The 12,284-nt window shown below is 48.7% G+C and carries 11 protein-coding genes and 1 riboswitch; of the genes, 8 read left to right on the top strand and 3 right to left on the bottom strand.

Going from position 1 to position 12,284, the window contains the following annotated elements:
• Positions 1-18 precede the first annotated feature (18 nt).
• The 3 genes from I8U18_RS14325 to I8U18_RS14315 all read right to left on the bottom strand — a co-directional run bounded on the left by I8U18_RS14325 (position 19) and on the right by I8U18_RS14315 (position 3,545).
• Positions 19-1,614 (bottom strand): M4 family metallopeptidase, encoded by a 1,596-nt coding sequence (locus I8U18_RS14325; protein ID WP_198064890.1) that lies wholly within the window; start codon positions 1,612-1,614, stop codon positions 19-21.
• A 371-nt stretch (positions 1,615-1,985) separates the two neighbouring features.
• Positions 1,986-2,816, bottom strand: a complete 831-nt coding sequence (locus I8U18_RS14320) for a lipase family protein (RefSeq protein WP_198056203.1) — start codon at positions 2,814-2,816, stop codon at positions 1,986-1,988.
• Between the two features lie 93 nt (positions 2,817-2,909).
• On the bottom strand, positions 2,910-3,545 hold the full coding sequence (locus I8U18_RS14315; RefSeq protein ID WP_198056204.1) for a TetR/AcrR family transcriptional regulator: 636 nt from the start codon (positions 3,543-3,545) through the stop codon (positions 2,910-2,912).
• Between the two features lie 179 nt (positions 3,546-3,724).
• Here I8U18_RS14315 and I8U18_RS14310 point away from each other — a divergent pair, with 179 nt between their 5' ends.
• The 8 genes from I8U18_RS14310 (at position 3,725) to I8U18_RS14275 (ending at position 12,238) form a co-directional block, all read left to right on the top strand.
• Positions 3,725-4,957 carry an acyl-CoA dehydrogenase family protein gene (locus I8U18_RS14310; protein WP_198056205.1) on the top strand — a complete coding sequence of 411 codons (1,233 nt, stop codon included), beginning with the start codon at positions 3,725-3,727 and terminating at the stop codon, positions 4,955-4,957.
• Positions 4,958-4,962: 5 nt separating this feature from the next.
• Positions 4,963-5,736: an SDR family oxidoreductase gene (locus tag I8U18_RS14305; RefSeq protein WP_033099979.1), complete on the top strand. Its 774-nt coding sequence runs from the start codon at positions 4,963-4,965 to the stop codon at positions 5,734-5,736.
• 27 nt (positions 5,737-5,763) lie between these two features.
• A complete protein-coding gene (locus I8U18_RS14300; RefSeq protein WP_033099978.1) occupies positions 5,764-6,186 on the top strand; it encodes an acyl-CoA thioesterase in 423 nt (140 codons plus the stop codon).
• Complete coding sequence (locus I8U18_RS14295) at positions 6,183-7,241, top strand: phosphotransferase family protein (RefSeq protein ID WP_198056206.1); 1,059 nt, start codon at positions 6,183-6,185, stop codon at positions 7,239-7,241. Before I8U18_RS14300 ends, I8U18_RS14295 begins: the two co-directional genes overlap by 4 nt.
• An 11-nt stretch (positions 7,242-7,252) precedes the next feature.
• The gene (locus I8U18_RS14290) at positions 7,253-7,975 is read left to right on the top strand and encodes a 2-phosphosulfolactate phosphatase (RefSeq protein WP_198056207.1); all 723 of its coding nucleotides are present in this window, start codon (positions 7,253-7,255) and stop codon (positions 7,973-7,975) included.
• Between the two features lie 29 nt (positions 7,976-8,004).
• The gene (locus I8U18_RS14285; RefSeq protein WP_198056208.1) at positions 8,005-9,675 is read left to right on the top strand and encodes a long-chain fatty acid--CoA ligase; all 1,671 of its coding nucleotides are present in this window, start codon (positions 8,005-8,007) and stop codon (positions 9,673-9,675) included.
• 54 nt (positions 9,676-9,729) lie between these two features.
• Positions 9,730-9,892, top strand: a riboswitch (M-box (ykoK) riboswitch).
• Between the two features lie 268 nt (positions 9,893-10,160).
• Positions 10,161-11,096, top strand: a complete 936-nt coding sequence (locus I8U18_RS14280; protein ID WP_198064889.1) for a magnesium transporter CorA family protein — start codon at positions 10,161-10,163, stop codon at positions 11,094-11,096.
• Between the two features lie 155 nt (positions 11,097-11,251).
• On the top strand, positions 11,252-12,238 hold the full coding sequence (locus I8U18_RS14275) for an MDR family oxidoreductase (RefSeq protein ID WP_198064888.1): 987 nt from the start codon (positions 11,252-11,254) through the stop codon (positions 12,236-12,238).
• The last annotated feature ends 46 nt before the right edge of the window (positions 12,239-12,284 follow it).

Genomic DNA, 12,284 nt, shown 5'->3' with positions numbered 1-12,284 from the left:
AATCGCTCCTTGCTTCGTTTAATAAACGCCGACAGCCGAATATGCGTTTTTCACCGTATTTACCTCTGCGGAATTGGCTCCGTACAAATCGGTGGCAGCTTGAATGGCAGCCTGGCGCATCGAGGAGAAATTGGAACTGGAGTAGAGATAATAGTTCAGGGCGCGATAATAGATGTTGGCTGTTTTTGCCCGTCCGATCCCCGACACTTGCACACCGTATGCACTGCCGCCCTGAGCCATCAAATAAGCAGCTTTGTTGTTGATTCCGCTGTTGGTGTGCACGCCGCCGTTATCATCCGGGCCGGTGTAGCGATTGGCGTAGTTGTCCGGGTCGCCATATTTGGTCGGATCCGACATGGAGCGCAAAGCGTCTCCCGCAATACCCGGCGTATAAACATCTTCCCCGATATCCCAGTCGTCGGAATCGATCATCGCTCCGAAAATATCGGAAATCGATTCATTGAGCGCACCGGATTCACCTTGGTAAATGAGATCGGCAGTCGATTGGGTTACGGCATGGGTCAACTCATGGCCGATGACGTCAAGTCCGCCGGACAGGGTGCGGAAAGTGGTTCCATCGCCGTCTCCGTAGACCATTTGCGTGCCGATCCAGGCAGCGTTATTCCACTTGTTGCCGACGTGAACAGAAGAGATGATAGGTGCGCCTTTGTTGTCATAGCTGTTGCGCCCAAAGGTATTTTTATAGTAATCATAAACTCTTTCGGCATAAGCATGGGCATCGACAGCAGCGGGATCACTAAAGGTTGTGCTGGAGCTTCTGATCAAGGTGCCCGGAAGATTGGGGGAATAGTACGGAACATGTTTGGCATCGTAGGTGGCGATTTCAATGCCCCGGCTGGTGCCGTCAAGATAATAGTATCCGCCCGAATAGGTGACATCGAAGGTTTTTGTATCACCAAGCACGCCTTTACCGGTTCCGGTGGCATCATTGGCTGCATTGAATTTATTGATGACACTGCCGTTGGTCGCATCGATAAAGTAGAACCAGTATCCCGGTTTCGGCTGCACCGTCGACATTTTCACAAGGTAGGTCAGTTTATATTGGTCCTGATAGGGATAGATATACAGATCCGCCGAGGGTTGTCCAACGAATTCTTGAATTGTTCCAACTTCTTTTTGCAAAGCGGTTTCAGCTTGCCGGATTGCCTCCTCTCTGGAGATTTCGGCTTTCGTGGCCACATGTTTGTTTTCCAGTTCGGGGATAAACTGTCCGAAGTAAGAAGCAACATCACCGTTTTTTTGCACATGGATCGTTTGATCGGACCCGTAGACGGGAATTCCTTTGTAAACCTCACGGACCCGGTAGTGGGTCATGCCCAGCTCGTCTGTTTGCACCTTTATGATTTGAAAATGGGATTGGACATTATCCCGAATTTTAAACAGATTCTTTTTATTATTGAGATAGGTCCAGACGATATCCTGCTTGTTTTTTGTGCTGGGGGCATTCCATTTTCCCATAAAGGTGGGGGTTTTGTATTGCTTGTGATATTTGATCGGATCGGTCGGTGCGGCATGAGCCGGGGAGCTGGCAAACGGTATTGTCCCGAGAACCAGGGCCATCGCCAATCCGGCGGAAGTGACCAATTTCTTCATCGGCTTCACTCCTTTTATTAAATAATTTTTAATGATTAGTTAATACAATTTATATTAAAAATAAATGAACTGTTCGGTCAATAGTAAATTAGAAAATAGATTAAATTTATATATTTTATTAGCATTTCTATGCTTTCCGGCATTTTTCTGCCATTTTTCACTTTGCTCTGTTCGCGAAACAGCTGGTCGGGAGTAATTGGATTTGCCTGCTGATCAGTTGATCTTTTATTTGAAAACACAAATGCCGAAGAGAAGTCTGCTTCGGCATTTTTTCTGTTCATGAGAATGATTTCTTTGGCTCACGGGAACAAAGGGATGGATGAAGGGGAAGAGGGGGTGGCAAATGGTTCATTTCAGCATCTGATCCGTCATCAATAACTCGCTCCTTTTCTGCTGATCAAACAAGGATCGGTAATTTCCGGATTGACCGGACTAAAGCCTTTATTCGGTCCCCTGGCCAACATCTTGCCAAATGCCGGACAAAAATTGCGAAGAATGACAAAATAGGCGGCAATCTGATGGTGATGTCTCCCAAATGCGCGACAATTCCAGTGCAAGGGAAAGAGATAGTTCACATGTTGATAACCGGAAAGGAGCAGCTTCGGCACAATATCCCATTCGTTTGCCACTCTCAAACTCCGGGAAATGGCGCGGTTATAAGCGTTGACGAAGACAGAGTCGCCGGTTTTCGGAGAACCGAAAGTAATTACGACAGGTTTAACGGAAAAATTGAGTGCCAAGTCCAAAGCGGCCATGGTGGCGATTGCACCACCCATGCTGTGCCCGGTTACATAAACGGTTTTATGAGGAAATTTCCTGAGGCATTTAAGAACGGTTCCGATAATTTGCCTTCGCAGCGGAGGAATTTGGGGGTGAGAGGATCGCTGATACAGATCAGTCCAGCCGGAATGGGTTTTGCCAGGGCCGAAGGGGAAACGCTTTTGCGCGATTTGCAGATCAATGAGATTATCCTGGCTTGACTCAGAACCGCGCAGAACCACAACGATTCTTCTTTGCGAATGAGCGATAAATCCGATGGCTTCCGGTGCTTTCAGCGGGGCTGTGAGAACCTTTTTCGCGAAATGAAAGGATTCACCTGAGATGATCGGCAGTTTGGGCAGTTGATGCTTCCGGAATTGTTCCCTGGCCTGCCAGCAAAAACCAGCCATAAGCAGCAGCGTTTCATGAAGCTGGGCAGCCATCTTTGCTTCAGCTCCTTAATCTCGGGCTATAGATCGAAATGTAATATATTTTATTCCGGCTGCTCATGTTATTTCACAATCAATGAAAAACAGTTAATCCGACTGTTTGTTGTCAAGTGAAGGAATTTCCTCCCCGATGAAGATCGCTTCCTTAAAAAGCAAGGCGAGATCCCCGGAAATTTGGCGAAGATCCACCTTGTCGGGATCTTGTTGCAAAACGAAGTCAATCGCCCCGGAAACCATCCCGGACAGTGCGCTGACGGCCAAGTCTCGGTTTACGCTCCGGCATAAGCCTATGCTCATGTTCCGGATGATCTCATATTCCAATGGATGAAAAAGGGTTTTCATGATGTTGTCCCATCTCTCTTTTATCTCTTTCTGCGAATCCTTTGCGTTTTTCAGGATGGTGACTACATCACGATGTTCGTTGCATGCGGACAAAACATGATAAATGCTGTTGTAAGTCCGTCGATAAATACTTTTTTCCTCGGGAGAAAAAATTTTACATTTGGTGATCTTTTCATGCACTTCATCCGCCTGCTCAAGCAGCACATCCAATTTGGAATGATAGTACTGATAAAAGGTTCCGTATCCCAAATCAGCTTCATCCATAATCTCTTTAACATTGGTATGATGAAAGCCCGGTTCCAAAAACAATCTGAGCGCTGCCCGGCGAATCGCATTTTTTGTTTTGGCTTTCCGCCGAAGCTGTCGGTTGGGTTTGGTCATCCTCATCACACCTCTTCACCATTGTTCAGAAATCTTTATTCTATTGACAAAAATACAAAATTGTACGACAATTATTATAAAATGACATGGTTATCAATATTGATGCGGATCATATTATCGAAAATTACAAAATAATTAAACCCCATTTTCTTACTCTTGGCAACGGAGGGGGAACTCGTTTGTATTTCGACTTTTCAGATAAAGTTAACTGCCTGCGGCGCAAATTGGAACTTTTTATGGAATCGGTTGTTTATCCGAATGAAAAAGTTTATGAAGATCAGTTGAACTGCCAGTCTACACGTTGGCAAAGCCCCCCGGTCATGGAAGAGATGAAAGAAAAAGCCAGGAAGGAAGGGTTATGGAATCTGTTTTTGCCTGATCGCGAGTACGGGGCAGGGCTGAGCAATCTGGAGTACGCCCCGCTTTGTGAAATCATGGGGCGGTCGTTAATCGCGCCGGAGGTTTTCAACTGTTCTGCTCCAGATACAGGAAATATGGAGCTTCTCTATCAATACGGCAGCCCAAAACAGAAACAGAAATGGCTGCTCCCGCTTTTAAATGGAGAAATCCGTTCCTGTTTTTCAATGACGGAACCGGAAGTTGCTTCATCTGATGCAACCAACATCGAGACGCGGATTGAACGCGATGGTGACAGTTACATCATTACGGGGAGAAAATGGTGGTCATCCGGTGCAGGGGATCCCCGTTGCCGATTTGCCATTGTGATGGGGCTGTCCAACCCGGAAGCGCCCAAATACGAGCGCCATTCGATGATCATCGTTCCGCTTGATACTCCCGGAGTGGAGATTATCCGTACGTTGCCGGTATTCGGATATGATCATGCCCCCCATGGACATGCCGAAATCCGTTTTAATCAGGTTCGCGTTCCAAAAGAGAACATGATCTGGGAAGAAGGAAAAGGCTTCGCCATCGCCCAGGGGCGTCTGGGTCCCGGGAGGATTCATCACTGCATGCGCCTGATCGGGGTAGCGGAACGGGCATTGGAAATTTTGTGCGGGAGGGTGCAGAGCCGGGCGGCTTTTGGGAAACCTCTGGTGGAACAAGGCGTCATTCAGCAATGGATTGCCGATTCCCGAATCGAAATCGAGCAGGCCCGCCTCCTTACACTGAAAGCAGCGGCCATGATGGATCGCTATGGAAATAAATCTGCGCGCAAGGAGATTGCCATGATCAAGGTAGTTGCGCCCAATGTCGCTCTACGGGTACTGGATCGAGCCATTCAGGCTCTGGGCGCAGCCGGTGTATCGGAAGATTTCCCTCTTGCCGCTCACTGGGCAAACACCCGCACGCTGCGTCTCGCTGACGGGCCTGATGAAGTGCATCGCATGTCGGTGGCGAAGCTTGAATTGAGGGAGCAAGCCCGCAAACGGGGAAAAATCGATCAGGAGTGATTGCCATGCACATTCATGAATTGTTCAGTCTTAAGGGAAAAACAGCGATTGTGACCGGCGGGGGACGCGGGCTCGGGGAGCAGATTGCCGTTGCGTTGGCGGAAGCAGGAGCCGACATTGTCGTCTGTTCACGTAAAATCGAAGCTTGCGAAAAAGTCCGGGACCGCCTTAAGGAAAACAGAACGGAGGCTTTGGCTTTATCTTGTGATGTGACTGATCCGGACAGCGTCGAACAGGTGGTTCAAGAGACGCTTGCTGCATTTGGGAAAATCGACATCCTGGTGAACAACAGCGGTGTTTCCTGGGGCGCCCCGGCTTTGGAAATGCCGCTGGAAAAATTCAAAATGGTGATGGATGTCAATATGACCGGAACATTTCTGATGTCACAATCCGTCGGGAAACAGATGGCAAAGCAGAAGGCCGGCAAAATCATCAACATCGCATCGGTGGCAGGTCTAAGCGGAGCTGATCCACGTGTTTTGGATGCGGTCGGTTACCATGCCAGCAAAGGGGCCGTGATCTCCTTTACCAAGGATTTCGCCTGCAAAATGGCCGAATACGGGGTCAATGTGAATGCGATCGCGCCGGGCTTTTTTCCGACCAAAATGTCCAAAGCGATTCTTGAATACCGGGGACAAGCCATTCTGGAGCGCACACCGCTCAAACGTTTCGGTTCAGAACACGATTTGAAAGGAGCCGCGGTCTATTTGGCTTCACCCGCTTCCGATTATGTAACGGGACATGTACTGGTGGTCGATGGCGGAGCCCACGCGATGTGATGACTGGATCAGAAGAGGGGATGAACCGTGATTGAATCGGAGATAAGAGTCCGTTTTTGCGAAACCGATGCGCTGGGCCATGTGAATAATACAAGTTATTTCATCTACTTGGAACAGGGGAGAACCGAATTTTTTGAAGAGATTGCAACCTTTGCTGATCTGAGCGATTGGCCATTTATCCTGGCCCATATCCGTTGCGACTTTCTGCAGCAGGCATATTACAACCAACGGTTAACCATTCAAACCGGGGTCTTGCGTATCGGCACGAGAAGCGTACATCTGGGACAGCAAATCCTGGATCGCGAAAGCGGGGAAGTGATTGCCCGTTCGGAATCCGTCATGGTTTATTTTAATTTCCTCCGTCAACGAAGCGAGCCGATTCCCGACGGATGGAAGGCCAAATTGAATGCGTACTCCATCTCTTGGCCGGAAAAGAAGGAGGAGACATGAGTAAGGAAACCATCCCTGTCCGCCAGGGGGAAGAATTGAACGAAAAAAGACTTGAACGTTTTTTGCGGGATCATTTTGACCTTGAAAACGCTCCGCTTGAGATTGAACAATTTGCCAACGGCCATTCCAACCTGACGTATTTAATCCGAGTCGGGGCATGGGAAGCGGTGTTACGCCGCCCTCCTTTGGGACCGACTGCGCCCAAAGCCCACGATATGGGGCGTGAATACCAAGTACTGAAACGGTTGCACCCCGCTTTTCCGCTGGCACCGAAACCGCTCGTCTTCTGTGATGATCCGGAGATTGTGGGAGCGCCTTTTTTTATGATGGAACGCCGCAAGGGAGTTGTCGTTGAAACCTCTTTGCCTCCGGATATTCCGCCGACTCCGGAGAAAGGGCGCCAGTTATCCGAACTGATGGTTGATGCATTGGTTGAGTTGCATGCCATTCCCTACAAGGAAGCGGGAATGGTGCAAATCAGCCGCCCGTCAGGTTTTCTCACCCGGCAAGTGGAAGGATGGATCCATCGCTTTCACCGGTCGAAAACAGAAGAGATCAAAGAATTGGATTCGCTTTCAAATTATTTGACCTCCCGGATTCCCGCTTCACCCGAACCGACTGTGATCCATTATGACTACAAGTTTAATAACGTGATGTTTGATCCAGGCCTTACCAAAATGGTCGGGATTTTTGACTGGGAAATGGCCACCGTCGGGGATCCGCTGGCCGATCTGGGCTGTACGATGAGTTACTGGATCGAAGAAAGCGACCCCGATTTCCTGAAAAAAGCGTTTGGCCGGGATCCGGTGACAGTGTTGCCCGGATTTTTCACCCGTAAGCAATTTCTCGAATGTTATGGGCGAAAGAGCGGGCAGGATCTTTCCACGATCCATTATTATCTGACGTTTGCTTATTTTAAGCTAGCCGTCATCTGCCAGCAAATCTATTACCGCTATCAAAAGGGACAAACGGCGGATGAGCGTTTTGCCAAAATGGGAGAGCTTGCGAAAGCTTTGATTCGGTTTGCCTGTCAGCATGCCAACGGGCATCAATAGGAGAGAAAAAGATGGGAAAAGTACATCTGGTGTCACGCAAAGAGGATCTCGATCAGGAGCGGGTGCGGGGTCAGGTGGTTGTGGTGCTTGATATTCTTTTTGCCACTTCAGCGGTTGTTTCGGCGCTTTCTTATGGCGCACGCGAAGTGATTCCGGTTTGTGATGAATGGGAAGCCCGGCGAGTTGCAGAAGGAAAAGAAACGTACTTACTGGCCGGGGAAAATCAAGGGAAATTCATCGACGGATTTTTGAGTCCCTTTCCGAATGACTGGAAAGAGAAACTGCGCGAAAAAACAATTGTTCTGTCGACGACCAACGGAACGGTTGCCGTGCGAAAAGCGTCTCAGGCTTCTACCGTTTATATTGGGGCGCTTTTGAACAGTTGTTTTATCGCAAAATATCTGACAACCAACCATCGGCACCAGGAGATCGTGATCCTCTGTTCCGGTTCTGGGGGAAGGTTTTCACTGGAGGATTTTTATGGCGCCGGTTGCCTTATTCATTATCTCCTCCGATTTGATGAAACCTGGCAATCATCCGATGCAGCCAGATCCGCTTTGCTTTTGTACCAACACCATCCCGATCCGCTCGCTCTTCTGTCGCTCTCGCGGGTGGGAAAAGGGATGATTCGCCACGGATACGGACGGGAAGTTGCATTTGCGGCACAACAGAATTTGTTTCCGTTGATTCCCCGCCTGGATCAGGGAGTAATCCGCCCATTGGCTTTCGGTTAAGGGAAATCCAAGTTTATGGAGGGAAAATGATGTTGACGAAACATTTCGCTTTTTGGCCTCCATTGTTGCCGAAAACACTGACCGTACCGAAAACGCCGGTTCATGACAATTTGTTTGTCACAGCTAAGCGATATCCCGACAAAATTGCGATCATTTATTATGGCGGAACTCTTACCTACCGGCAGCTGGCCGACGAAGTGGAAAAAGTCGCAGGATATTTGCAAAAGCGTCTCGGTGTGAAGCGCGGTGACCGCGTCATCATCTACATGCAGAATGCACCGCAATTTGTGATTGCCTGCTACGCCGTCTTATGTGCAGACGCGGTGGTTGTTCCGATTAATCCGATGAATAAGACGGGTGAGCTGGCTTATTATCTGAAAGATTGCGGGGCGGAAGTGGCCTTTGTCGGACAGGAACTGTACAAGCAGGCTGCACCCCTCCTGGAAAACGGGGATTTGAAACGGATGATTGTCGCCTGTTACTCCGAATATGCCCGGCCAACTCAGGAACCGGATGAATTGTTGCCCGAAGAAGTAAAGCTGACGCCTGTCGCGTTTTCGGACAGCCGGATTGTGAATTGGCGGGATGTAATTTCCTCTGATCTGAGACCGGATCAAAGCAGAGCTAAAGACGATGACATTGCCACCATCCCGTATACCTCGGGAACGACCGGCAAACCGAAAGGCTGCATCCATTTGCACCGGACCCTCCAGGCCAATATCTTCAGTGCGGCCGTCTGGGTGCATCTTACCTCTGATTCGGTCGTTCTTACCTGTTTGCCGTTGTTTCATGTGACAGGAATGGTCCATTCCATGCACTCGGCGATTTCCTGCGGCGGAACGATGGTGATCATGACACGCTGGAACCGAATTTTGGCAGCAGACTGGATCGAACGGTACCAGGTCACGCACTGGACCAATATCAGTACCATGCTGATCGATTTCCTCTCGCAACCGCACATTTCCAAAAGGCGCTTGGATTCGCTTGTATCGGTGGGAGGAGGAGGAGCATCCCTCCCCAAGGCGATCGGAGAAAAACTGGAAGCACTGACCGGCCTTCGCTATATGGAAGGGTACGGGCTGACGGAAACGATCGCCCACACGCACTTCAATCCGCCAGGGCGTCCCAAATTACAGTGTCTGGGGATCCCATCTTTTGATGTCGATGCCCGGATCATTGACCCCGACAGCAAAACTGAACTCAAAGAAGGGGAAGAAGGCGAACTGGTTGTCCACGGACCTCAGGTCTTTGCCGGTTACTGGCGGCAACCGGAAGAAACCGAACGGTCGTTTATTCAACTCGATGGCAAGCGCTTTTTCCGCACGGGGGATATTGCCCGTTACGACGAAGAGGGATATTTTTTCATTGTTGACCGCCTGAAAAGGATGATCAATGTTTCCGGGTTCAAAGTTTGGCCGACCGAAGTGGAGTCTGTACTCTTCCATCATCCGGCGATTCAGCAAGTGTGTGTGGTCGCCACGCCGGATCAAAGAAGAGGAGAAACAGTCAAGGCGTTTATCATTCTGAAGGAAGAGGCGGATTCCATCAGCCCGGATGAAATTATTCAATGGGCCAAAGAGCGAATGGCTGCTTATAAATGCCCCCGCCAAATTGAATTTGTCAAAACATTGCCGATGACCAGCAGCGGAAAAATCCTGTGGCGCGAGTTGCAGGAAAAAGAGTTTGGCAAAACAACTTGAAAATTGAGGATTGACTCGTATGGTCCGGCGTTGTATATTGGTGAAGTAATTTAATATCCTATCCGTTAGGTGAGGCTCCTGTACAGAGAGACGCTACTGCCCAAAAATGTCGAGAGACGCCAATGGGTCAACAGGAAAGATCGGCTTAAGGTCTTTTCTAATGTAGCTGGCATAGCCTATGCTGTACAGTGCTAAAACTCAACGAGAGGACAAATTGGGATGTCGCTGAAGATTGCTTGTTTTGCATGAGCAGTTTTTCAGGGACTCTGTCTGCATGGTGCTAACATAAGCCTTCACGCCCACGCCTCTTGTTGGGGAAGTGAAGGTTTTTTATTGCTCACAAAAACGCTCTGTTTCAAAAAGGAGGTGGAGAACATTCTTACAGACGATCCATTACCGTTACCGTTATTCAGACCTTCACTAGACCATGGCAGGCGGGGATGTTCTCCCTTCCTGCGGCAAAGCTGCAAACAGAGGTGAGCATGATGCTGAACATCTACCAATCCGATCCAAACGGCTCAATCAAAGAGATTCATGAATTCCGGCCGGGATGCTGGGTCAACCTTACCAATCCGACGGATGAAGAAATCGATCAGGTTGTGCAGGCGTTAAAGATCCCTGCCGACTTTTTACGGGATTCCTTGGATGAAGAAGAGAAATCGCGTATTGAAAAAGAGGATAATTGCCTTTTAATCATTGTTGATATTCCCATGACTCAAAATGGTTCCCGGGAAGAACGATATATCACGCTCCCCCTCGGGATGATCGTAACCGAGAACTGTTTTGTCACCGTCTGTTTGAAGGAAAACTCGATTCTGGAACATTTCACCGGCAACAAAGCCAAAAACTTTTACACATACATGAAAACCCGCTTTGTTTTGCAACTGTTGTCGTTAATTTCCACTCACTATTTAAGCTATCTGAAAAAAATCAATCGCAAAACGAACGAAATCGAGAAAGAACTCCGTCAATCCACGCAAAACCAAGAGCTGTTTTCCCTGTTGAATCTGGAAAAGAGCCTCGTTTATTTCACCACTTCGTTAAAAACGAACAACATCGTGACGGAGAAATTGCTCAAAAGCCAGTATTTAAAAATGTATGAGGAAGACCAGCATTTGCTGGAAGATGTGATCATTGAGAATAAGCAGGCAATCGAAATGGCGGAAATCTACAGTTCCATCCTGAGCGGATTGATGGATGCTTTTGCTTCCGTGATCTCAAACAATTTGAATCATGTGATGAAAATATTGACCTCGATCACGATTGTTTTATCATTTCCCACCATGATTGCCAGCATCTACGGAATGAATGTGCCATTGCCTTACCAAAATCACCCGCATTCCTTTTCGGTTCTTATGGTATTGTCCCTTGCCCTTTCTTCGATTACCGCCATTATTTTTTGGAAAAAGCGTTTCTTTTGAAACCCGCAATAAATCCCGGCTCCGTACACAGGGCCGGGGTTTTTTTGCTGAAGAGTTTGCGATACGATCTCAAATTCAAGGCAACGATTTCCCGTTATCAAGAGTTGGAAATGTTAAAATAGAGGTATACCGATTCAGAAAGGAAGGGCGAGCAGATGAAAAAATTTCGGGCGCTCCTGTTGGAAAAAGAGAACGGGAAAGTGATCTCCCGGCTGCAAGAGTTGGACTTGTCCGCCTTGCCGGATGAAGACGTGCTGATTAAGGTTACATACTCCAGTTTGAATTACAAAGATGGATTGGCTGTCACAGGGCGGGGAAAAATTATCCGGGACTATCCTTTTATTCCGGGAATCGATCTGGCCGGGATCGTGGAGGAATCGCGTTCACCGGCGTATAAACCGGGAGATGCCGTCATCTTAACAGGCTGGGGAACGGGAGAAAGGCATTGGGGCGGCTATGCGGAGTATGCCCGGGCCAAGGCAGACTGGCTGGTCCCGTTGCCTGAAGGCATGAGCCTGAAGCAAGCGATGGGATTGGGAACTGCCGGATTAACGGCAATGCTGTCCGTGATGGCATTGGAAAAGTACGGAGTCCAAAAGGACCGGGAAATCGTCGTAACCGGAGCAGCCGGAGGAGTGGGAAGCATATCAGTCGCTCTGCTCGCAAAGCTTGGATATCATGTAACCGCTTCGACAGGGCGGGAAAGCGCGCATTCATTTCTGAAAAGTCTCGGAGCCAAACAGATTATTGATCGCGAGCAACTTTCCCGGAAAGGAAACCCATTGGAAAGCCAGCGCTGGGGAGGAGCAATTGATACAGTCGGAGGAACAACACTCGCCGGAATATTGCGCGGCATGTCCTATTATGGTACCGTAGCCTCTTGCGGACTGGCGGGCGGCAGTGATTTGAACACCACGGTTTTCCCCTTTATTTTAAGAGGTGTCAAGCTGATCGGCATCGATTCCAACACCTGTCCGACAGAAATCCGGTCAGAAGCATGGCGAAGATTGGCCGCATTATTACCGGAAGAAGTGCTGCAACCGATTGTCGAGATTCATCCTTTAAGCCAGATCCCGGAACTGAGCGGGCAGATTTTAGCAGGCAAAATCCGCGGCCGAATCGTGATCGATGTGAAATCATAAGGGGGATTCTTTCTTTAAAACGAAAAAATTTGATTGGCAGCAGGCC

The sequence above is a fragment of the Thermoactinomyces sp. CICC 10522 genome (assembly GCF_016055075.1).
GTDB lineage: Bacteria > Bacillota > Bacilli > Thermoactinomycetales > Thermoactinomycetaceae > Thermoactinomyces_A > Thermoactinomyces_A daqus.
Note: the sequence above shows the minus strand (reverse complement) of the source record. Positions and strands in the feature narration are given on the sequence as shown.

Excerpts from the sequence above, each read along its gene's own strand:
- I8U18_RS14325 (WP_198064890.1), bottom strand. The coding sequence starts at position 1,614 with ATGAAGAAATTGGTCACTTCCGCCGGATTGGCGATGGCCCTGGTTCTC.
- I8U18_RS14320 (WP_198056203.1), bottom strand. The coding sequence starts at position 2,816 with ATGGCTGCCCAGCTTCATGAAACGCTGCTGCTTATGGCTGGTTTTTGC.
- I8U18_RS14315 (WP_198056204.1), bottom strand. The coding sequence starts at position 3,545 with ATGACCAAACCCAACCGACAGCTTCGGCGGAAAGCCAAAACAAAAAAT.
- I8U18_RS14305 (WP_033099979.1), top strand. The coding sequence starts at position 4,963 with ATGCACATTCATGAATTGTTCAGTCTTAAGGGAAAAACAGCGATTGTG.
- I8U18_RS14295 (WP_198056206.1), top strand. The coding sequence starts at position 6,183 with ATGAGTAAGGAAACCATCCCTGTCCGCCAGGGGGAAGAATTGAACGAA.
- I8U18_RS14290 (WP_198056207.1), top strand. The coding sequence starts at position 7,253 with ATGGGAAAAGTACATCTGGTGTCACGCAAAGAGGATCTCGATCAGGAG.
- I8U18_RS14285 (WP_198056208.1), top strand. The coding sequence starts at position 8,005 with ATGTTGACGAAACATTTCGCTTTTTGGCCTCCATTGTTGCCGAAAACA.
- I8U18_RS14280 (WP_198064889.1), top strand. The coding sequence starts at position 10,161 with ATGCTGAACATCTACCAATCCGATCCAAACGGCTCAATCAAAGAGATT.
- I8U18_RS14275 (WP_198064888.1), top strand. The coding sequence starts at position 11,252 with ATGAAAAAATTTCGGGCGCTCCTGTTGGAAAAAGAGAACGGGAAAGTG.